This is a genomic window from Nocardiopsis sp. iso_25, from assembly GCF_056173305.1.
On the sequence record NZ_CM149667.1, the window covers coordinates 3097720 to 3118642 of the forward strand.

The 20923-nt window shown below is 73.8% G+C and carries 20 protein-coding genes; 10 read left to right on the forward strand and 10 right to left on the reverse strand.

What is annotated here, in order from left to right; genetic code table 11:
• Window positions 1–40: 40 nt before the first annotated feature.
• Genes AC0VX6_RS13340 through AC0VX6_RS13355 form a run of 4 tightly spaced genes read right to left on the reverse strand, consistent with a single transcriptional unit; the run spans window position 41 to window position 3817 of the window.
• Window positions 41–1159 carry an ABC transporter ATP-binding protein gene (locus AC0VX6_RS13340; RefSeq protein WP_475468964.1) on the reverse strand — a complete coding sequence of 373 codons (1119 nt, stop codon included), beginning with the start codon at window positions 1157–1159 and terminating at the stop codon, window positions 41–43.
• The gene (locus tag AC0VX6_RS13345) at window positions 1156–1917 is read right to left on the reverse strand and encodes an ABC transporter permease (RefSeq protein ID WP_019607421.1); all 762 of its coding nucleotides are present in this window, start codon (window positions 1915–1917) and stop codon (window positions 1156–1158) included. The genes AC0VX6_RS13340 and AC0VX6_RS13345 overlap by 4 nt, the downstream gene beginning before the upstream one ends.
• A complete protein-coding gene (locus AC0VX6_RS13350; protein WP_274977857.1) occupies window positions 1914–2771 on the reverse strand; it encodes an ABC transporter permease in 858 nt (285 codons plus the stop codon). The genes AC0VX6_RS13345 and AC0VX6_RS13350 overlap by 4 nt, the downstream gene beginning before the upstream one ends.
• The gene (locus AC0VX6_RS13355; protein ID WP_274977858.1) at window positions 2771–3817 is read right to left on the reverse strand and encodes an ABC transporter substrate-binding protein; all 1047 of its coding nucleotides are present in this window, start codon (window positions 3815–3817) and stop codon (window positions 2771–2773) included. Before AC0VX6_RS13355 ends, AC0VX6_RS13350 begins: the two co-directional genes overlap by 1 nt.
• A gap of 219 nt (window positions 3818–4036) precedes the next feature.
• Here AC0VX6_RS13355 and AC0VX6_RS13360 point away from each other — a divergent pair, with 219 nt between their 5' ends.
• The 3 genes from AC0VX6_RS13360 to AC0VX6_RS13370 all read left to right on the forward strand — a co-directional run bounded on the left by AC0VX6_RS13360 (window position 4037) and on the right by AC0VX6_RS13370 (window position 7286).
• The gene (locus tag AC0VX6_RS13360) at window positions 4037–5047 is read left to right on the forward strand and encodes a LacI family DNA-binding transcriptional regulator (protein ID WP_475468966.1); all 1011 of its coding nucleotides are present in this window, start codon (window positions 4037–4039) and stop codon (window positions 5045–5047) included.
• A 679-nt stretch (window positions 5048–5726) separates the two neighbouring features.
• Window positions 5727–6134 (forward strand): YciI family protein, encoded by a 408-nt coding sequence (locus AC0VX6_RS13365; protein ID WP_274977860.1) that lies wholly within the window; start codon window positions 5727–5729, stop codon window positions 6132–6134.
• Between the two features lie 6 nt (window positions 6135–6140).
• On the forward strand, window positions 6141–7286 hold the full coding sequence (locus AC0VX6_RS13370; protein WP_475468969.1) for an RNA polymerase sigma factor: 1146 nt from the start codon (window positions 6141–6143) through the stop codon (window positions 7284–7286).
• A 97-nt stretch (window positions 7287–7383) separates the two neighbouring features.
• Here AC0VX6_RS13370 and AC0VX6_RS13375 read toward each other — a convergent pair whose 3' ends face one another.
• Window positions 7384–8160: a tyrosine-protein phosphatase gene (locus AC0VX6_RS13375; RefSeq protein WP_475468970.1), complete on the reverse strand. Its 777-nt coding sequence runs from the start codon at window positions 8158–8160 to the stop codon at window positions 7384–7386.
• Between the two features lie 63 nt (window positions 8161–8223).
• Window positions 8224–9102, reverse strand: coding sequence for an NmrA family NAD(P)-binding protein (locus tag AC0VX6_RS13380; protein WP_475469334.1), 879 nt, complete (start codon window positions 9100–9102; stop codon window positions 8224–8226).
• A 248-nt stretch (window positions 9103–9350) separates the two neighbouring features.
• Here AC0VX6_RS13380 and AC0VX6_RS13385 point away from each other — a divergent pair, with 248 nt between their 5' ends.
• Window positions 9351–9944 (forward strand): TetR/AcrR family transcriptional regulator, encoded by a 594-nt coding sequence (locus AC0VX6_RS13385; RefSeq protein ID WP_475469336.1) that lies wholly within the window; start codon window positions 9351–9353, stop codon window positions 9942–9944.
• A gap of 138 nt (window positions 9945–10082) precedes the next feature.
• Here AC0VX6_RS13385 and fabG read toward each other — a convergent pair whose 3' ends face one another.
• Both fabG and AC0VX6_RS13395 read right to left on the reverse strand, forming a co-directional pair.
• A complete protein-coding gene (gene fabG, locus AC0VX6_RS13390) occupies window positions 10083–10838 on the reverse strand; it encodes a 3-oxoacyl-ACP reductase FabG (protein WP_475468972.1) in 756 nt (251 codons plus the stop codon).
• 251 nt (window positions 10839–11089) lie between these two features.
• Window positions 11090–12082: a LacI family DNA-binding transcriptional regulator gene (locus AC0VX6_RS13395; protein WP_212639963.1), complete on the reverse strand. Its 993-nt coding sequence runs from the start codon at window positions 12080–12082 to the stop codon at window positions 11090–11092.
• Between the two features lie 221 nt (window positions 12083–12303).
• Between AC0VX6_RS13395 and AC0VX6_RS13400 the strand changes: the two genes are divergently transcribed.
• From AC0VX6_RS13400 to AC0VX6_RS13425, 6 genes are read left to right on the forward strand one after another with little or no spacing between them, the layout of a single operon-like run.
• Window positions 12304–13185 carry an ABC transporter permease gene (locus tag AC0VX6_RS13400; RefSeq protein ID WP_475468974.1) on the forward strand — a complete coding sequence of 294 codons (882 nt, stop codon included), beginning with the start codon at window positions 12304–12306 and terminating at the stop codon, window positions 13183–13185.
• Complete coding sequence (locus AC0VX6_RS13405) at window positions 13182–13970, forward strand: ABC transporter permease (RefSeq protein WP_274977865.1); 789 nt, start codon at window positions 13182–13184, stop codon at window positions 13968–13970. The genes AC0VX6_RS13400 and AC0VX6_RS13405 overlap by 4 nt, the downstream gene beginning before the upstream one ends.
• A gap of 21 nt (window positions 13971–13991) precedes the next feature.
• Entirely contained in the window at window positions 13992–15014 is a 1023-nt protein-coding gene (locus AC0VX6_RS13410) for an ABC transporter ATP-binding protein (protein ID WP_475468976.1), read from the forward strand.
• The gene (locus tag AC0VX6_RS13415; protein ID WP_475468977.1) at window positions 15011–16072 is read left to right on the forward strand and encodes an ABC transporter substrate-binding protein; all 1062 of its coding nucleotides are present in this window, start codon (window positions 15011–15013) and stop codon (window positions 16070–16072) included. The genes AC0VX6_RS13410 and AC0VX6_RS13415 overlap by 4 nt, the downstream gene beginning before the upstream one ends.
• A complete protein-coding gene (locus AC0VX6_RS13420; protein ID WP_475468979.1) occupies window positions 16069–17034 on the forward strand; it encodes a nucleoside hydrolase in 966 nt (321 codons plus the stop codon). The genes AC0VX6_RS13415 and AC0VX6_RS13420 overlap by 4 nt, the downstream gene beginning before the upstream one ends.
• A 35-nt stretch (window positions 17035–17069) precedes the next feature.
• Complete coding sequence (locus AC0VX6_RS13425) at window positions 17070–18764, forward strand: adenine deaminase C-terminal domain-containing protein (protein WP_475468981.1); 1695 nt, start codon at window positions 17070–17072, stop codon at window positions 18762–18764.
• A gap of 153 nt (window positions 18765–18917) precedes the next feature.
• On the opposite strand, the gene AC0VX6_RS13430 is transcribed toward AC0VX6_RS13425, so the two are convergent.
• Window positions 18918–19985, reverse strand: a complete 1068-nt coding sequence (locus tag AC0VX6_RS13430; RefSeq protein WP_475468982.1) for a hypothetical protein — start codon at window positions 19983–19985, stop codon at window positions 18918–18920.
• Window positions 19986–20192: 207 nt separating this feature from the next.
• Window positions 20193–20882, reverse strand: coding sequence for a TetR/AcrR family transcriptional regulator (locus AC0VX6_RS13435; protein ID WP_475468983.1), 690 nt, complete (start codon window positions 20880–20882; stop codon window positions 20193–20195).
• Between the last annotated feature and the right edge of the window lie 41 nt (window positions 20883–20923).

A 20923-nucleotide genomic window follows, 5' to 3' on the forward strand; every position in this document is an offset into this window, starting at 1 on the left:
GAAGCGGTGGCCTTAGCGGGCGGAGCCGGAACGCCCGCTATCAGGCCGCGGGGACGAGCAGGGTGGCGCGGCCGGGAACGACCGCCAGCGACACGGAACGGCCGATCCGGGCATCGGGCGGAACCCGCACGCCGAACACGTGGCCGTGCGCGTCGACCGTGAGGCGGACGGCGTCGCCGACGAACTCGGCGTGCGTGACCTGCGCGGTCACGGCTCGGGCGTCGTCGTGGTCGGTGACGGTGAGGCTGTCGTCGCGCAGGAGCAGGCGGGTGCGGCCGTGCCGGGTCGGCCCGGTCCGCAGGTCCGACGCGGGGATCCTCCACCGGCCGCCGAGCACCGCGGCTTCGCCCTGGGAGAGTTCGGCGTCCAGCAGGACCGCGTTGGCCAGGAAGTCCGCGACGAAGGCGTCGGCGGGGTCCTCCCACAGTTCCCGGGGCGTCCCGAACTGCACCAGTGACCCCTCGCGCATCAGGGCGATCCGCGACCCCAGGGACAGGGCCTCGCGCTGGTCGTGCGTGACGATCAGCGTGGCACACCCCGAGGAGGAGAGCATGGCGGACAGCTCCCGGCGCAGGCCGCCCCGCAGCTGCGGGTCCAGGGCCGCCAGGGGCTCGTCCAGGAGCAGGACGTCCGGTTCGACGGCCAGGGCCCGGGCCAGGGCCACGCGCTGGCGCTGGCCGCCGGAGAGCTGGTCGGGACGCCGCTCCGCGAGCTCGGTGAGCTGCGTCAACTCCAGCATCTCGGCGACCCGGCGGCGCCTGCGGTCGGCCGGGAGCCGCCGGGCGCGCAGGCCGTAGGCGATGTTGCCCGCCACGCTCAGGTGCGGGAACACCGCGTAGTTCTGCGGGACCAGGCCCACGCCCCGGCGGGCCGGATCCAGGTGCGTGATGTCGCGTCCGCCCAGGCCGATGCCTCCTTCGGCGACCGGGGTGAGTCCGGCGACCGCGCGCAGGGTGCTGCTCTTGCCGCAGCCGGAGGGGCCCACGACGGCCACGGTCTCGTCGGGCAGCACCTCCATGGACACCCCGCGGACGGCCTCGGTGTCGCCGTAGCGGATGGTCAGGTCGGACACGGTGAGGCCGGACGCGCGGGCGGCGGGGCCGGGCGCGGGAGCGGCGGGGTCGGACGCGCGGGTCCCGGGTTCACGGAGATCGGTCACGGAGTGCTCCTCAGGGCGTGCCGCCGGGCCAGCACGATGGCCGTCAGCACCGGGGCGACGAAGGCGATGAAGATGATCGACTGCGCGGACGCGGGTTCGAGCCTCTGGGTGGAGTAGGAGTCGAACAGGGCGAACGGCACGGTGGGTGTGGCGGGCGGGTTGACGAAGAAGGAGATGTTGAACTCGCCGAAGGACAGGGCGAAGACCATCGTCATCGCCTGGGTGATCGCGATGAGGCAGCCGGGGACGGTGACCGTGGCCAGGGCCCTGGCGGGTCCGGCCCCCAGGCTGCGGGCGACCTGCTCGTTGAGGCGCAGGTCGTCGTCGGCCAGCGCGGGCACCAGGGCGGCCAGGGTGAAGGGCAGCGTGAACACCACGTGGCCCATGACCAGCAGGATCCCGCTGGGGCGCAGCGCCGCGTAGGCGCTCACCAGGGCGACGCTCAACGCGATGCCGGGCACGGCCAGGGGCACGTTGACCAGGTATCCCGTCAGCCGGGTCAGCGGCGAGGGGTGGCGGGCCACCCACCAGGCCAGCGGGCCGCCCAGGGCGAGGTTGAGCACCACCACCAGCGCCGCCACGGCCAGGCTGCGGCCGATGACGGGGGCCAGCGGGGGCCAGGCGTAGGCGAACCAGTCCAGCGTGAACCCGCCGCCCCAGGGGCCCTGGGAGAAGTCGACGCTGGTGGCCACCACCAGGGTCGCCAGGATCGGGACGAGGACGAAGGCGCAGACGGCCCAGGTGACGACGCGGTTCACGAGGCCACCGCCCGTCCGACCAGGCGGCCCAGGCCGCGGCCGAGCACCAGCGCGGCGACGGCCATGGCCGCCAGCAGCACCGCCAGGGTGGAGGAGGCGGCCAGGCGGTAGCCGGTGGTCAGTTCGTTGGCGACGTTGAGCGGGAGCAGGCGGATCCCCTCCGAGAGCGTGGCGACCGTGCCGTACCCGCCCAGGGCGATCGCCGCCGCCGTGCCCCCGGTCTCGATGAGCGCGGGCAGCAGCAGGGGCAGGGTGACCGTGAACAGCACCCGCACCCTGGAGGCGCCCAGGGTGCGGGCGCTCTCGGTGAGCGAGGGCGCAAGCCCCGCCGCGGCGGCGCGCAGCGGCCCCAGGACCCGGGGCAGCGAGAAGTAGACGTAGGCCACGAGCAGGCCGGGCAGGGTGTAGGCCAGCCCCGCGAAGCCCTCCCACAGCGGCGCGAGCAGGCCGGTCCTGCCGTTGAGCACGATCGCGAAGAACCCGATGATGATGCCGGGCAGGGCGATCGGCAGGGTGAGCAGGGCGTCGGTGGCGGCCCCGCCGCCCCCGGAGCGGTCCTGCCGCGCCTGGTGCAGGACGACGGGGACGGCGATCACGAGCGTGGCCAGGACCGCCACCCCGGCGACCAGCGCCGACGCGGCCAGCGACTCGCGCACGGCCGCCGAGGACAGGGCGTCGGCGTAGTGCTCCAGGGTGGGGCCCCCGTCGGCCGGGGACCGGCCCAGGCCCAGGGAGTTGGCCACCAGCACCACGACCGGGTAGGCGCTGAACAGGCAGACGAGGGCGAGCGCCGGGAGCGCCGCGGACCACGGGGGCGGCGCGGCGCGGCGCACGCGCGCGGTACCGGGGGACACTAGAAGCCGACCTCGCTCTGGTACAGGTCGATGAACTCCTGCTGCCGCTCGCCCTGTTCGAGATAGTCGATGGTGATCGCGCGCTCGTAGTCGGACTCGGGCAGGACCTGATCGGCGAGCTCCTCGGGCATCTGGCCGACCACCGGGCGCATGTAGCCGTCCGCGAAGAGGCCCTGGCCCTGCTCGGAGAAGTAGAAGTCCAGCAGCTCCCTGCCGTTCTCGGCGTTGGGCGAGCCCTCGACCAGGCCGACGATGTAGGGGATCTGCAGCGAGCCCTCCTCGGGGATGACGACGCTGACGTCGGCGCCCTCGTCGCGGAGCTTGTAGCCGTTGAAGTCGGTGTCGATGAGGATGGGGATCTCGCCCTGGGCGACCTTGGCGGTGGCGGTCTGCGCGGAGGTGGAGGCGCCGTTCTCCTTCAGCTCGGCCAGGTAGTCCAGTCCCGGCTGCCAGTCGGACAGGTCGCCGCCGAGCGCGTGGTTGACCGCCGTCGCGGCCGAGTAGCCCACGGCCGCCTGGGTGGGGTCGAGGTAGCCGACCTTGCCCTCGTAGGCGGGGTCGAGGAGGTCCTCCCAGCTGCTCGGCACGGGCGCGCCGTCCAGGTGGTCCTCGTTGACGATGAAGGCGATGGTGCCGGTGTGGACGGCGGTCCAGTTCCCGTCGGGGTCGCGCAGGTCCTCGGGGACCTCCTCCGCGCCCTCGGGCACGTAGGACTGCAGGACCCCGGCCTCCACGAGCTGTCCGGCGAAGGCGATGCCGGTGTAGGCGACGTCGGCGACGGGCGCGCCCTTCTCGGCCTGGAGCGCGGCCAGGGCCTGCCCGGAGTTCTTCGGGTCGTTGGGGGCCTGGATGCCGGTCTGCTCGGTGAAGGCGGCCAGGACCTCGCCGTAGTTGCCCCACTCGGCGGGGGAGTTGTAGGTGATGACGGTGCCGCCGTCGCCGGTGGCCGCTGCCTGGGGCAGGTCGGCGTTGCCGCAGGCGGTCAGGGCGAGGACGGACGTGATCGCGGCGGCGCTCAGGACGCCGCGTCCGCGGGTGAGGGTCATGGGGACTCCGGGATCGGGTCTGCGGTGCCTGCCGGACACCGCTGTGCGGAAGTGCGTGATTAAACGATTAATCAGTGCGGTGACCTGTTGTTTCGCAAACGGTGACCGGAGGTCGAACACCGGTGGAACAGCGTCCCGCGCCGTCGACCCGCCGGTGCCCGCCCCGAGCGGGCGCACGGTACTTTCGAGTCCACGGTCACAGTCCCCCCGAGGAGAGCCATGCCGGAACCGACCAAGCGCGCGACCCTGCGGGACGTCGCGGCCGGTGCGGGCGTCTCGGTCGCCCAGGCCAGCTTCGCCCTCAACGGCACCGGCCGCGTGGCCGCCGCGACCGCCGAGCGGGTCCGCCGGATCGCCGCGGAACTCGACTACCAGGCCGACGGCCGGGCCCGGGCGCTGCGCACCGGCCGACGTTCCGCCTACGGCGTGGTGATCCGCAACATGCGCAACCCCTTCTTCCTGGACGTGTTGCGCGGCATGGAGACCGTCGCGCACCGCGAGGGGGCGCTCCTGCTGATCATGAGCTCGGACTACGACCAGGAGCGGGAGAACGCCGCGCTGCGCAGGCTCGCCGCCGAGGCGGTCGCCGGTATCGCCATCGCGCCCATCGGGCGGCGCGACCGCCTCCTGGAGTGGATGGACCGCCACACCCACGTCCCGGTGGTGGCCTTCAACTGCACACCCGAACCCGACCGTGAGGGCACCGCCGGCCGCCTGTCCACGGTCGGCCCCGACGACGAGGAGGCCGTCGCCCGGGCCGTGGAGCACCTGGCGGAGCGGGGCCACCGCGAGGCCGCGCTCCTGATGGCCCCCGAGCACCTGGCCGCCGACTGGGGGCGCGAGGAGGCCTTCCACCGCCACTGCGCCCGGCACGGGATGACCGCGTCGGTGGCACGCGGCCCCCTGGACTACGAGGCGGTGGCCCGCAGGTCCGCTCAGATGATGGCGCGCCCCGGGCACCGCGCTCTGATCGTCAACTCCGACCACCTGAGCGCCGCCGTCTACGACGCCGCCCGCTCCCTGGGCCTGCGCGTGGGGCGCGACGTCAGCGTGGTGGGCCACGACGACCTGCCCACCTCGGCCCTGCTGGACCCCGGCCTGACCACGATCGCCGTGGAGCGCGAGGTGCTGGGGGAGCGGATCATGGGCCTGCTCGTTGAGGGGCCCGGCAGCGCCGTGCGGCTGCCCGTGCGCCTGGTGGAGCGGGGGTCGGTCGCGGTCCTGGCGTGAGGCCGCTGCCCGCGCCCTCCTGACATCGCGGACCGCCGACGGCTTCCCGTTCCCCCCGCCGTCCGCGCCCTCCTGCCGTCCGCGCCCTCCTGCCGTCGTGGACCGTTCTCCGGGCGGTGACCACGTCCGCGGCCTGCCCGGCCGGACGATCGCTCCCGGGGCGGCGGAACTTCCGAAGCGCTCCTGGCCGCGGCTGACAGCATGGCTGACGCGGTGCTGACAGCTCTATGGCGCGCTGTCAGGGAAGGACGCTGTCAGCCGGGGGAGGACGGCTGTTCGCCGTGTCCAGGGTGTTCGCCGGGGTGTTCGTCTAAGCGTGCGAACAGGGTGGGTGGCGCTGACAGGGCAGGTCAGGGCCGGTTTCGGGTGTTCGTTCTGACGCCCCGACTTACAGCGTTTTTCCCTCTGTTGTCCGTGCGGGGGAGGGGCGGGCGAGACCGGTCCCTCCTAAGGTGAGGCCCACGTCGTTTGACGAGCGCGACGCGAAGCGGCTTCCCGCACCCGTCAGCGGTCCTGCGGCACAGTGGAGGAGGCGGACACCGCGAAATCCGTCGGAAAAAGTCGCCGCGGGATGTCGAGAACCCGCGCACGGCTCCGTCCCCGGAGTGAACACGGCCCGCGACGGGGCCGCACAGCACCCGGCCCGCACGGGCCACGAGAGCGACCCACGGAGGACATCATGGCCAAGTACCTGCTGCTCAAGCACTACCGGGGCGCACCGGCATCGGTCAACGACGTGCCCATGGACCAGTGGACGCCGGAGGAGGTCTCGGCCCACATGCGCTACATGCGGGACTTCGCCGACCGGCTGGAGGGCACCGGCGAGTTCGTCGACGGCCAGGCGCTCTCCCCGGAGGGCGCGTTCGTCCGCTACGACGGCGAGGGGCGGCCGCCGGTCACCGACGGCCCGTTCGCCGAGACCAAGGACCTGATCGCCGGGTGGATGGTGATCGACGTCGAGAACTACGAGCGGGCGGTCGAACTGGCCGGGGAGCTGTCGGCGGCGCCCGGGGCGGGCGGGAAGCCGATCCACGAGTGGCTGGAGGTGCGCCCGTTCCTGACCGCGCCCCCGACCATCACGGAGTGACACACCATGGATGAGGCCCTTCTGCGGACCCTCACCCCCACCGTGATCGGAATCCTCGGCCGCCGCGGAGCGGACTTCGCCGCGGCCGAGGACGCCGTGCAGGAAGCCCTGGTCGAGGCAGTGCGCGTGTGGCCGGACCACCCGCCGCACGATCCCCGGGGCTGGCTGGTCACGGTGGCCTGGCGCAAGTTCCTCGACACCGCCCGCGCCGACACCTCCCGACGGCACCGCGAGGTACGCGTCGAGGCCGAACCCGCACCCGGTCCGGGCGAGGCGGTGGACGATACGCTCCGGCTGTACTTCCTGTGCGCGCACCCGTCCCTGACACCGGCCTCGGCCGTGGCGCTCACGCTGCGCGCGGTCGGCGGCCTGACCACGCGTCAGATCGCGCGGGCCTACCTCGTGCCGGAGGCGACCATGGCCCAGCGCATCAGCAGGGCCAAGCGGACCGTCTCGGGCGTCCGGTTCGACCGGCCCGGCGACGTCGCCACCGTGCTGCGGGTGCTCTACCTGGTCTTCAACGAGGGCTACTCCGGAGACGTCGACCTCGCCGGTGAGGCGATCCGGCTCACCCGCCAGCTGGCGGCCGGAACCGACCACGAGGAGGCCGCGGGGCTGCTCGCGCTCATGCTGCTGCACCACGCCCGGCGCCCGGCGCGGACCGGACCCGACGGCAGACTCGTGCCCCTCGCCGAGCAGGAGCGCGGCCTGTGGGACACCCGCATGATCGCCGAGGGCGTCGGCGTGCTCCAGGCGGCCCTGGCCCGCGACCGCCTGGGCGAGTACCAGGCCCAGGCCGCGATCGCCGCCCTCCACGCCGACGCCCGGACGGCAGAGGAGACCGACTGGACGCAGATCGTCGAGTGGTACGACGAACTGGTGCGCCTCACCGACAGCCCCGTGGTCCGCCTCAACCGGGCCGTCGCGGTCGGTGAGGCCGACGGTCCGCGGGCGGGGCTGGCCGTCCTGGCGGAGCTGGACCCCTCCGTTCCCCGGCACGGCGCCGCCGCCGCGTACCTGCACGAGCGCGACGGCGACCCGGCCACCGCGGCGCGGCTCTACGCCGAGGCCGCCCGGTCGGCGCCCAACCTGCCCGAACGCGACCACCTCATGCGCCAGGCCGCACGGCTCAACGCCCGGCTGCGCGGTTGAGCGTCCCCCGGGGGCGGCGGGCGTGCAGCGACCGGGCGGGGGAGAGCCGCCCGCCCCGCCGTTGGGTCGGCCGGACCGTGCCGTGCGAAGGCGGCGGTCAGTCCAGGAGCCGTTTCCGGAGGGCGGCCAGGTCCTCCTCCGCGACCCCCGCCGCCAACAGGTAGGCGTGCGCGTCCAGCCCGCGCAGGGCGTCCAGGACGGTGTCGCGCAGGGTCAGGCCGCGCTCGGACAGCACGGCCTCGATCACGGGGCCCTGGTCCGGTTGCCCCATCGCGGCGAAGAGCGGGACGAGCTCGGTCGTGGACAGCTCGTAGTCGTCGGCGATCGCGTCGGCTCCGACGTCGGCCAGGGCGAGCAGCAGCAGCGCGACCAGACCGGTGCGGTCGCGTCCGGCCCCGCAGTGGAACAGGACGCCGCCCGGCTCGGCCCGGGCCAGGGCGGTGACCACCGCTGCGCAGCGTTCGGCCTTGCGGTCCAGGAAGGGGCGGTAGTAGAGCGGGCTCCCGTTCAGCCGTCGGCGGTTGACGTCCTGCCAGAACCCGACGTCCTCGACGTGGTCCAGGGCCACCTCCAGGCGCGTCATCCCCGCGGGCAGGGGAGTGGGGGCCGTCTCCGCGGGGAAGGCGGCGGACCCGCCCCGGCTCGTCGGGCCCTCACCCGGAGCCGGCCGGATCTCGTCCGGGTTGCGCAGGTCCACGACGGTGCGCACGCCCGCCTGGTAGGCGGCCCGCCAGCCCCTGTCGGTGACGAAGCGCGGGTCGGCGGAGCGGATGAAGGCGCCCCGGCGGACGCTGCGTCCGTCCCGGCTCGGCAGGCCGCCGAGGTCGCGGGTGTTGAAGAAGCCCTCCCAGGTGATCCTTCTGCTGTCGCTCATGGACGAAGGGGTACTTCACCTGACGGAGGAAGAAAAGTTCCTTGGTCCCTTGCCGGGCGGCGGTCAGACGGTCGGTGAGGATGCCCCCGAGGCCGCGATGTGGTCCGCGAGCTGCTCGGCGGCGCTGCGGGGCTCGCGGCCGAGCAGCTCGGTCAGCAGCGGGTGGTGTCCCGCGAAGTACCCGTCGCGGGCGGCCCGCGACATCATGAGCGTCAGCCCGACCACGTGTTCGGGGACGCCGCTCGCGATCTGGTCGGCGCTCCACCGCTCGTCGTCCACGACGACGCGTTCGATGTCGCGGCCGGTGAGTTCGGAGGCGATCCGGGCGAAGTCACCGAGGGTGACGGGCTCGGGCGGAGTGAGGGTGACCGGGCCGTCGAAGGAGCGCTCACCGGTGAGGATGACCGCCGCGGCCTCGGCCAGGTCGGCGCGATCGGCCCAGGGGAGGGGGCCGTCCGCCGGTTTGGCGATCACCCCGGTCCGCTGCCACGGGCCGAGCAGGAGGTCGAGGCTGCCGAAGAACCCGTAGCGCAGCGCGGTCCAGGCGGTCCCCGACTCGGCGAGGACCGCCTCGGTGGCGGCGTGCAGGCGCGCCGGGAGGTAGGGGCTGTCGGCGGCGGCGCCGTGCTGGCTGGTGTAGAGGATCCGCCGGGCGCCGGCCGCGACGGCCGCCTCGATCGCGACGCGGTGCTGTCCGACCACGTCGGACTCCGTGTCGCTGGAGGACACCAGGAGCACCTGGTCGGCTCCCTCGAAGGAGTCGCGCAGCGCGGCCGGGTCGTCGTAGGAGCCCTGGCGCACGCGCACCCCGCGGTCGGCGAGGTGCCGTGCCCTGGTGACGTCGCGCGCGCTGACGCCGATCCGGTCGGCTGGGACGCGCCTGAGGAGGTGCTCGACGGTGGCTCCGTTGAGTGCGCCGGTGGCGCCGGTGACGACGATCATGTCCGTGGTCCTCTCCATGTGTGTTCGTGCCCGCCCCGGTGGGCGGGTCGCGGCGACGGGAATCCGGTGCACCGACGGGGTGCGCGTACGGCGGTCCCCGGGCCCGGGCGGAAGCGGCCCGGACGCGGCGGTCGGGCATCCGCACTTAAGTTGACTGGCATGGTCAACTTCGCTCGCGCCAACGACATTAAGTAAACTGACCAAGTGAGTCAAGTTGTTGTGTCGGCAACGGGGGACGGTGGGTGGCCATGACCGGTGCGGCGGCTTCGGGGCCCCGTCTGCGGGCGGACGCCAAGCGCAACGCCGAGCAGATTCGGCGCGCCGCGATCGACGCCTTCCAGGGGCGGGGCCTGTCCGTGCCGCTGGAGGAGGTCGCCCGGGCGGCCGGGGTGAGCAAGGCCACGATCTTCAACCGGTTCGGCGGCAGGGTCGGCCTCATCGAGGCCGTCGTCGAGGAGGTGGTCGCGGCCGAGCTGTACGCCGCCATCGACCGCACCCGGGCCCTGGACGACGCCGGGGAGCGGATCGCCCACTACGTCACCGCGATGCGCGACCTCCTGTACCGCCAGCCCGCCGCGGTCGACCTGCTGTTGCAGGCGTATCCGCACTCGCGGCGGCTCCTGGAGATCTGCCGGGCCGCGGGGGAGATCAACGGCGAGCTCGTCGCGGCGGGCCGGGCCCGCGGCGCACTGCGTCCGGAGTTCGAGGAGGACGACCTCCACGCGATCGTCGTGGACACCGCGCTCGCCCTCAAGCACGGGACCCGCCCGCCGCGGGAGGACTACGACCGCCGCACCGCCTTCCTCCTCGACGGGATACGCGGGCGCCGGGAGTCCGCCTGACCCCCGGGGCGCATGCCTCGGGGGCGAGGGGGCGAAACGCCCGAGCGCGCGGGGTGCGGCGCGCTCGGGCGATCTTATGAATCTACGTCGTAAAGGCCGCGGTTCTCAATATCCGGCTTCATCCGAACCCCATGTCCCTCACTCCAGAACGCCGAAGGCCTGCCCGTCCTCGGGCAGCACCTGGCCCCCGTCGACCACGATGCTCTGCCCGGTGATGAAGGAGGCGCCGGGACCGGCCAGGAACAGGCAGGCCGCGGCGATGTCATCGACCTCGCCGATGCGGCCGAGGGGGATCGCCGCGCGCATGCGCTCCAGGTAGTCCGGCCCCAACTCCTCCAGGCCCTCGGTGCGCACGTTGCCGGGCAGCACCGCGTTGACGGTGATACCCCGGGGCGCGAGTTCCACCGCGGCGCTGCGCATGAACCCGAGCTGGGCGGCCTTGGTGGCACCGTAGTGGGACCAGCCCGCGTATCCGGTCAGGGGTCCGGTGATGGAGGAGGTGATCACCACGCGCCCCCGCCCGGAGGCCGTCAGGGCCTCCACGGCGGCGCGCACCGTCAGCACGGTGCCCTTGACGTTGGTGTCCACGACCCGGTCGAGTTCGCCGGGGTCCATCGACACCAGCGGGGACGAGGGGAAGATCCCGGCGTTGGCGCAGACCACGTCCAGACCGCCGGTGCGCCGCACGGCCTGCTCCACGACGCGTTCGCAGTCGTCGGCCCTGGCCACGTCGCCGACCACCCACTCCGCCCCCGGGACGCCCCGGGCGGCCTCGCGCGTCCGGGCCTCGTCGCGGCCGACGATCACCACCCGGTCCCCGGCCTCGGCGAACCCCTTGGCGATACCGAGCCCGATGCCCCGGCTCCCGCCGGTCACCAGAACTGATCTGTCCACGGTCGGCTCCTGCCCTCAGGTCGAACGCTGCTCCGTCCCGTCCAGGATTCCGTACGGGGGCGCGCTCTCACCCGGCTTTCCGGTGATCGGACGAGGGCTGTGCGCTGCTCCCGCCGCCGACCCCGGCCCCGACCGGCCGCGGTCCGCCGAGGGACGCCTGAACCACCGACGCCCGGCTTCCGGCGCACGGACTCCCGCCACCCCGGCTCACGGCAGAGCGGCCGGTGAACGCCGGACAGCCGGACCCCGCGTCAGCCGCGGGCCGCGCGCGGCGGCGCGAGGGAGTCGGTGATGCGCACCTCGGTGGGCAGCCTGCGCCCCCGGGGGCGGGCCCCCGCGGGCCCGTCGACCAGCTCGACCAGTGCCGACACCGCCGCGCGGCCCAGCTCGTCCGCCGGGGCCAGCACCGCCGAGATCGGCGGCCCCGGCAGGTCGGCCAGGGCGATGTCGTCGGCCGCGGCCACACTGATGTCCTCGGGCACCCGCACTCCCATGCGGCCGAACTCGAACATCGCTCCCAGCAGCAACAGGCTGTTGTAGACCAGCATCGCCGTGCAGCCCGAGTCCACGATCTCCCGCGCCGCCGCGGCCCCCTCGGCGAAGGCCGGTCGCACGGGCCCGAAGACCCGCACCCGCAACCGGGACCGGGCGGCGTGCTCCACCAGCTCCTCGCGCCTGCGCCGGTCCATCCACGAACTGGGCGGCCCCGCCAGGTAGGCGACGTCGCGGTGACCCAGCTCCACCAGGCGGTCGTAGACGGTGCCCAGACCGCCGGGGGTGTCCACGGTGAACGAGGTCAGTCCGGGCACGCGGCGGTTGATCACCACCAGCGGCTTGCGCCGGTGCGCCTCCTTCAGGTCGGCGGCCGAACCCACCGGTGACTGGAGCGCGAACCCGTCCACCTGGCTCTCCAGCTCGCCGAGCACCTCGGCCTCGCGGGCCGCGTCGCCCCCGGTGACGGCGATGATCACCCGGCGTCCGCTCCTGCCCGCCAGCTCCTGCGCGGCGGTGGCGGTGGTGGAGTAGAAGGGGTTGTCCAGGTCGGGGACGAGCAGGGCGAAGAAACCGCTGCGGCCCGTGGTCAGCGCCCGCGCGGCCGGGTTGGCCCGAAAACCCAGCCGTTCCGCGGCGGCGCGCACCCGGAGCAGGGTGGGCTCGGAGACCATGGACGGCCGCGACAGGGCCCGCGAAACGGTGGACGCCGACACACCGGCCTCCCTGGCCACGTCGTCCAGACTCGCCATTGCAGCTCCTCACACCCGGCGGTGCCCCCTGTCACACTCGCGACCCGGGGGTTGGCTCATGTCCCCGACACAGGCTACGGTGTGCAAGCGCTTGCAGATGTTTCCGCAGATGAACCGCTGTTCGGATCAGGCATCGTGCAGACGAATCCTCGCGCAGACACGGCACCGCGCAGCTCGGGCGCCGTGCCGAACCCAGACCGTCCCCTCGACAGCGACCGGGAGTGGAATTGCCCCGCCCGTCACCCACCGTCGGCGCCGACGCGGCCGCTCCGCGCCGCGGCCGCCTTCCACGACCACCCGTCACGGTCCTGCTGGTCCCGGGGCTGGCCGTGGTCCTGTTCGCCTTCTGCTACCCGGTCGTGGCCACCCTGGCCTGGCCGCCCGACGGCGACCCCGCCACGGTCGCGCGCGAGACGGGCGGCTTGCTCACCGACCCCTACCTGCTGCCCGTGGTCGCCCGCACCGTCCGCGTCGCCGTGGTGACCACCGCGCTGTGCCTGATCATGGGCTTCCCGGTGGCCTACCTCATCTCCCGGGCCCCCGGCCGCTGGCCCGGCCGCCTCCTGGCCCTGGCGATCTTCCCGCTGCTGCTCAACACCGTCGTGCGCACCTACGGCTGGATCATGGTCCTGGGCGGCAATGGCCTCATCAGCGGCGTCAGCGAGGCCCTGGGAATGGGCCGGGTCCAGCTGCTCTACACCGAGACCGCCATCGTGCTCGGCCTGGTCCAGCTGTTCCTGCCGCTGATGATCCTGTCCTCCTACTCCAGCCTCGCCCAGCAGGACCACCGCCTGGAGGACGCCGCCCGCGGCCTGGGCGCCTCGCCCGGCCGGGCCTTCCGCACCGTGGTCTTCCCGCTCGCCCTGCCCGGCGTGCTCGTGGGCTGCACGCTCGTCTTCGCGGGCGCGGTCACCGCCTTCACCACGCCCCAGCTGCTCGGCGGGCCGCGCGAACGCCTTCTGTCCACCCTGCTCTACAGCCGGGTCAACGTCAGCCTCGACTGGCCCTCCGCCAGCGCCGTCGCCCTGGTGATGACGGTGCTGGTGCTGGCGGTCAGCGCGCTGTCGGGCCGGCTCGGCAAGATCGGGAGCACCACCTCATGATCCTGAGACGCCCCTTCCTGTCGCTGCTCGCGGCGGCGGCCTTCGTCCTCATGCTCGGCCCCGTGGTGATCCTGATCGGGGTCGCCTTCACCGCCGGGAGCACCCTGGCCTTCCCGCCCGAGGGCCTGTCCCTGCGCTGGTTCGCCGCCGCCCTGGACTACGGGCCCTTCATCGACTCCTTCGGTACCAGCGTCGCCGTGGCGCTGGCCTCCACCGCGATCGCCCTGCTCCTGGGCGTTCCGGCGACCCTGGCTCTGCACCGGGGCAACCCGCGCGGGCGCAGGCTGATGGAGAACCTCTTCTTCGCCCCGATCGTGGTCCCCGAACTGGTCCTGAGCCTGGCCCTGTTCCAGCAGCTCATGGTGGGCATGCGCGTCACCGCGCTGGGCGCGCTGATCGTCGGCCACACCGTCCTGCTGCTGCCCTACACCGTCCGCGTCGTGGGCGCCTCGCTGTCGCTGGCCGACGCGCGCCTGGAGGAGGCCGCACGGGGGCTGGGCGCCGGGCCGGTGCGGGCCTTCTTCACCGTGACCCTGCCGGTCATGGCGCCGGGCATCCTGTCCGCCACCATCCTGGCCTTCATCACCTCCCTGAACAACGTTCCCCTGTCCCTGCTGCTCACCGGCCCGGGCGTGGCGACGCTGCCGGTGGAGATGCTCAACTACGTCCAGTCCTCGTTCGACCCGGTGGTCGCGGCGGTCAGCGTGCTGCTCCTGGTGCTCAGCGTCGCGGTCGCCTTCGCCACCGAACGCATGGTCGGTTTCACGAAGGTCTTCGGCCGCTAACCGGGAAGAGAAGGACACCACATGACACCCGTCGTCGAACTCGACCGCGTCACCCACCGCTTCGGCGGACGCAAGGGCAAGGACGGCCCCGCCGCCGTCGCCGACCTGGACCTGGCCGTGCAGCGCGGCAAGTTCACCACGCTGCTGGGTCCCAGCGGCTGCGGCAAGACCACCACCCTGCGCATGATCGCCGGGTTCCTCCAGCCCACCTCCGGCAGGATCCTGCTGGAGGGCGAGGACGCCACCCGCACCCCGCCGGAGAAGCGCAACATCGGCATGGTCTTCCAGTCCTACGCGCTCTTCCCGCACATGACCCTGCGCGACAACGTCGGCTACGGGCTGCGCACCCGAAAGATCGCCGCCCAGGAGGTGACCAGGCGCGCCGGTGAGGCGCTGGACCTGGTGGGCCTGGCCCACCTGGCCGACCGCAAGCCCGCCGAGCTGTCCGGCGGCCAGCAGCAGCGCGTGGCCCTGGCCCGCGCCGTGGCGATCCGCCCCTCGGTGCTGCTGCTGGACGAGCCGCTGTCCAACCTCGACGCCCAGCTGCGCGTGCAGATGCGCCGCGAACTGCTGCGGGTCCAGCGCGAGACCGGGCTGACCGCCGTCCTGGTCACCCACGACCAGGACGAGGCGCTGGAGCTGTCCGACACCATGGTCATCCTCAACGAGGGGCGCCTGGAGCAGCAGGGCGCGCCCCGGGAGGTCTTCCCCGCACCCGCCAACCGCTTCGTCGCCGAGTTCCTGGGCTACGACAACTTCCCGCGGGTGCCCGGGCACGGAGCCGTCACCATCCGGCCCGAGCACGTGCGCCTGCTGCCCGCCGGAACCCGTGAGGGCGAGGGCGAGACCGGCCTGGACGGCACCGTCGGCGAGGTCACCTTCCAGGGCAGCAACTGCCTGGTCGAGGCCCGCATCGACGGTGTGGAGGGGCCCGGGGCGGTCCTGCGCTCCCTGCACCCGGCCGACGACCTGCGCCCCGGCGACCCCGTGCGTATTGCCCTGCCCCACCGCCACCTGGTGGAACTCGCCGAGGAGACCGGATGAGCCGCCCCGCACGCACGCGCCGCGTGCTCGCCGCGCTCGCCGGGACGGCGGCGCTGGCCCTGGTGAGCGCCTCCTGCGCACCGGTGCGCGATGACGACCCCGACACGCTGGTGGTGAGCACCTTCGCCTTCGCCACCGAGGAGTTCACCGAGGTGGTGGCCGACCCCTTCAAGGCCGAGACCGGTATCCGGGTGGTCCTGGACACCGGCAACAACGCCGGGCGGCTCACCAAGCTCAGGATCAACGCCGAGACGCCCGACACCGACGTCGTGCTCATCTCCGACTACTACGCCCAGATCGGCAAGGACATGGGGCTGTTCGCCCCCGTCGACCCCGCCGACGTGCCCAACCTGGACGCCATCCAGCCCTGGGCGGTGGACCCGGACGGGTACGGCCCCGCCTACACCTTCCAGCTCCTGGGCCTGCTCTACCGCACCGACCTGGTCGAGGAGGCCCCCGACTCCTGGGACGACCTGTGGGCCAAGCCCGAGGCGGGGTACGTGCTGCCCGACATCTCGGTCTCGGCCGGTCCGATGTTCGTCCTGGCCGCGGGCGAGCACTTCGGCTCGGGCCCCTCCGACCCCGACGCCGGGTTCGAGGCGATGGGCCGCATCGGCTCCGGCGCGCTCCAGTTCTACACCGGCTCCACCGAGCTCACCAGCCTGCTCGAACGCGGTGAGATCGCCATGGCGCCCGGCCTGGACAACTTCGCCATGGGCTCGGTGGAGGCCGGGCAGCCGATCGGCTTCGCCGCGCCCGAACAGGGCCGGGTGATGACCGCCAACACCGTCCAGGTCGTCAACGGCGCGCCCAACAAGGCCGGGGCCCTGGCCTTCGTCGACTTCCTGCTGCGCCCCGAGATCCAGGAGGGGATGGCCGAGGCCCTCTACGACAAGCCCGTGGCGCTGGAGGCCGACCCCACCCCGCTCATGGAGCGGGTGTCGGGGCAGGCCGCCTCCTCCCCGTCCGACAGCGGCTACCACCAGGGCGACCTGGCCCTCATCGCGCAGGAGCGCTCCACCTGGCTGGACCGCTTCACCGAGGAGGTGGCCCGGTGAGCGTCCCCGTCGTGATCGACTGCGACCCCGGCGTCGACGACGCCCTCGCCCTGCTGCTCGCGCTGGCCTCCCCGGAGCTGGAGGTGCGGGGGGTGACCACGGTGGCCGGGAACACTTCCCTCGCCGACGTGGACCGCAACGCCGCGCACGTGCTGGACCTGGCCGGCGCCCCGGCCGACCTGCCGCTGGTGTCGGGGCTGGCCGGGCCGATCTCCCGGACCGCGCGCCTGCGCGACGAACCCATGCACGGGGCCGGCGGCCTGGGCGGGCTCGTCCCCGCCTCGCCGCCCCGGGCGTTCGACCCCGGCCACGCGGTGGACTGGCTGGCGCAGCAGGCCCTGGGATCGCCGGGGGAGCTGACCCTGGTGGCGATCGGCCCGCTGTCCAACGTGGCCGCCCTGCTCGCCCGCCACCCGCAGGCCGGACCTGCGTTGCGCGAGATCGTCGTCATGGGCGGCGCCGCCTTCGCACAGGGCAACATCACCCCGGCCGCGGAGTTCAACTTCCACGCCGACCCCGAGGCCGCCCGCTACGTCCTGGAGTCGGGCCTGCCCGTGCGGATCGTGGGCCTGGACGTCACCCGCGCCGCCCTGTACCCGCTGAGCCGGGCCGAGGAGCTGGCGGCGCTGCCCGGCACCGCCGGGATCGCCGGAGCACTGCTGCGCGACTACGCCCTGCGCTACCTGGACCGCTTCGGCGTCGCCGCCGTGCCGGTGCACGACGCCCTGGCGGTGGCCGCCGTCGCCCACCCCGAGCTGCTGGGCTGGGAGGAGGGCACCGCTTCGGTGGAGTGCGCCGGGGAACTCACCCGCGGCGCCCTCGTGGCCGACCTGCGCACCCCCGGACGCGCACGCCACGTGCGCGTGGCCCGCACCGTGGACGCCGACGGGTTCGCCGCCCGCCTCACCGAGGGCATCGCCGCCTACGCCGCAGAACCGAACGACAGCGCGCGGACGCCGTGAACCGCGACCGCGCACCGGAAGGGGAACCGACTCCGATGCTCACCGCAGACCTGCTCATCCGCGGCGGAGACGTCGTCTCCGTCCACACCGGCCAGGTGTGGCGGGCCGACGTCGCCGTGGTCGGCGACGCGATCCGCGCGGTGCTGCCGCCGGGCACCCCGGTCGAGGCCCGCCAGACCGTCGACGCCGACGGGCTCGTGGTCGCGCCCGGGTACGTGGACGCGCACATGCACATCGAGAGCTCCCTGCTGGCCCCGGCCGAGTTCGCCCGGGTCACGCTCGCGCGCGGCACCACGACCGTGCTCGCCGACGCCCACGAGATCGTCAACGTCGCCGGGCGCGAGGGACAGGCGTGGATGATCGCGCAGGGCGAGTCCACCGGGCAGACCATGCGCTGGGCGGTTCCCTCGTGCGTGCCCGCGCTCGACGGGTTCGAGACGGCCGGGGCCCGCCTGGACGCCGACGACGTCGCCGAGATGCTGGACTGGGAGGGGGTCACCACCCTCGGCGAGGTGATGGACTACCGCGCGGTGGTCTCCGGCGACCCCAGGATGGGCGCCATCATCGCCGCCGCCCGCAGCCGGGGCGTGCGCCTGGACGGGCACTGCCCCAACCTGTCCGGCGCCGAGCTGGGCGAGTACCTGTGGGCCGGGATCGACTCCGACCACTGCAAGAACACTGCCGAGGTGGCGGTGGAGAAAGCCCGCCTGGGCATGCTGCTGATGCTCCAGGAGAAGTGCCTGACCCCCCAGGTCGTGCGGGCGCTGCTGGAGCTGCCGCACCTGCCCGACTTCTGCCTGGTCACCGACGACATCGTCGTGGACGCGATCGTGAGCACCGGCCACCTGGACCGGGTGGGGGCGGTGGCACTCGAACGCGGACTGCCGCCGCTGGCGGTGCTGCGGGCGCTCACGCTCCAGCCCGCGCGCAGGCTCGGCCTCGACGACCGGGGGACCGTCACCCCGGGCAAGCGCGCCGACCTGGTCCTGCTGCGCTCGCTCACCGAGCTGACCCCCGTGGTCGCGATCGCGGGCGGCGAGGTCGTGGGCCGCGACGGCGCCCCGCTCACCGGTCCCGGAGCCGCGCCGGACCACCCGTTCGGCGGCACGGTGCGCATCAGCGCTCCCGACGCGCAGGCGGCCCGCTGGCGGGTGGACCTGCCCGACGGCGACCACGCCTTCCGGGCGCTGCGGGTGAACCCGGTGGACACCTACACCGAGCCGGACGAGGTCGTGCTGCCCGTGCGCGGGGGAGAGGTGCGCTGGCAGGGCCGGACCGCGGTGGTGGCGGTCTTCGAGCGCCACACCGGGGCGGGCGGGGTGGCGTTCGCGCCGGTCACCGGGCAGGAACTGGGCGCGGGGGCCTTCGCCACCACCTACGCCCACGACAGCCACAACCTCACCGTCGTGGCCACGAGCGAGGAGACGCTGCGTGAGGCCGCCGCGCGGGTGGTGTCCTGGGGCGGCGGCATGAGCCTGGTCCGCGAGGGCGGCGAGGGCGCCGGGATCGCCCTGCCCGTCGGCGGGGTCATGTCGGAGCGGCCCGCCGACGAGGTGGCCCGGGCCACCCGGGAGCTGCGCGCGGAGCTGGCGGCGTGGGGCTGGGACAACCGCAACGCCTTCATGAGCCTGTCCACCCTGACCCTGGCGGTGTCCCCGAGCGTGAAGATCACCGACCGGGGCCTGGTGCGCGTGGTCGAGCGCGCCTGGGAACCGGCGACGGTGGGCTGACGCCCGCCCGTGGAGCCGCGCCCCTGCCCGGGGCGCGGCTCCACGGGTGCGGGCCTCTCCCGCGGGCAGGGGATCGGGACGGCGGCCGTCGCACGGCCCGCCTGATGCCGCGCTTCGCCCGGTTCGCGAGCCGCGTCGTCCTGCCGAGCGCTCTCAGCCCTCGTTCCCGCCCGTGCCGCGGGGCAGGGCTGTCAGACGCGACTGCCCCACCGCGAGATAGAAGGGGGAGGGCACGACCGGGCGCCTGCCCCGTAGCAGGCGGCGCACGTTGAACTCGGCCCACTTCGGGGCGTCCCTGGCCGCGGTGCACAGCAGCACCGCCTCACCGGCCCCCTCCAGCGCGTGCAGCGCGGGCCCGTACACACCACGCGCCATCCACTCCGGCGTATCCGCGTGATCGGTGTCCAGCACACGCACCGGGGCCGTCCACCCCGACCGTTCCGGGACGAGTTCGGCGGCCGTGGTGATCCACAGGCCCTGGTCGGGGAAGTGCGGTGTGCCGTGCAGGTTCGATCCCCGGGCCAGCACCATGACCCACCGGCCGTCCACGCGGTGGACGGCGTTGTCGAAGAATCCCTCCTCGGGCCCCGCGAAGACCTTCGGCGCCGACCACGACAGGCCGTCGGTGCTCTCGGTGACCCGGAGTTCGTAGTCGGGCAGCTCGCCCGGTCCGATCTCGTGCGGGTTCGCCTGGAACCACATCAGGTAGCGGCCCCGGTCGTGGACCACGAGAGGTTCCAGCACACTCATGCGGGGCGCGCTGCCGCGCAGGACGGGCTCCGCGCGGCGCTCCCACCGTCCCCCGCGGTACTCCAGGACCCCGATCGCGTAGCTGCTGCGGCTCCCGTAGTGCCGGAGCGAGGCGCGCCCGGTGTAGTAGAGGCGCGGCGGGTGGCCGTCGACGCCGGGCACGAACGAGGGCGTGTGCATCCCCGCGCGGTCCCATCCGTCACGGGGAGGGTCCACGACCAGCGGCCTCACCCGGCCGCGCGCGTCGGTGTCGAACACCCACCATCCGCTGTCCAGCGCCTGACCGGGTGCCAGACGCGCACGGTAGAGACGGTTGCGGAACGTCGTGGAGAAGCCGCCCAGGTACATCGTCGGGACGCCGTCGATCACGTGTACATCGGGGTCGCCGGCGCCCAGCAGCCCGCGCGGCATCGGCCCGTCGACCATGTCCCACAGTGCCGTGGACTGACCTGGAGCATTGATCGGGAACATGCCTGCCTCCGGGGATCGGGCACGCCGAACGGCGCGGACTCCCCCGGGGATCAGGTAGGTCGTTGCCCCGACGGTAACAGCGTCCACACGAGAAGGCCAGGGGTGTTACCACCCCTGCCGCCACCGCTCCGGATGCCGCGACGTCTCCGGGCGGCGGTGGGCCCCTCTCAGGGGAGGGCCGTCTGGGAGCCGAGCGGTCCCGCGACCTCAGCCGGTGCGGCCGCCCGGGGCCCTTCCGGCCGGGTCGGCGGGCCGGGCCCCTCCGGGGGCTTGCGCCTCCCGGTGTCCCAGGGCGCGCAGCAGGTAGGGCAGGAGCCGGTCGGCCATGTCGTGGCCCGGGGAGGCGCCGGGCGCGGGCGGCACCAGGAACGTGTGGCTGACCATCGGGCCGATCACCATCTCCGCCACCACCAGCGGGTCCTGCACCGGCGGGATCTCCCCGCGCGCGACGGCGCGCTCCACCACCGCCAGCACCCGCTCCTGGAGCGGCACCACGAAGTCGCCGAAGAGCGCGTCGGCGAGCGCCTGGTTGTGCGCCGCCTCGCCCAGCACCGCGCGCAGCAGCCTCCCCGAGGACCCCTCCAGGGCGGCGGCCTTGTCGTGCATGAGCCGGGACAGGTCCGAGCGCAGCGCGCCCGTGTCCAGGTCGGGCCCCAGGTTCTCCGCCCAGTCCCGGGCGGCTCCTAGCACCAGGTCCTCCTTGGAACGCCAGCGGCGGTAGAGGGTGGCGGTGGAGACACCGGCCCGCCGGGCGACGGCGGCCGTGGTCAGACCGCCGTACCCGTGCAGTTCGAGCTCGGCGAGGGTGGCGTCCATCAGCGCGCGGTCCCGGGAGGCGTCGCGCGGTCGGCCCCGTTGGGGGGCGCGCGAGGCGTCGGGCAGATGGTCGGTGGTCATGCCCGAATCCTATGTGAGCGGGGTCTGGGGAAACGAAAGCG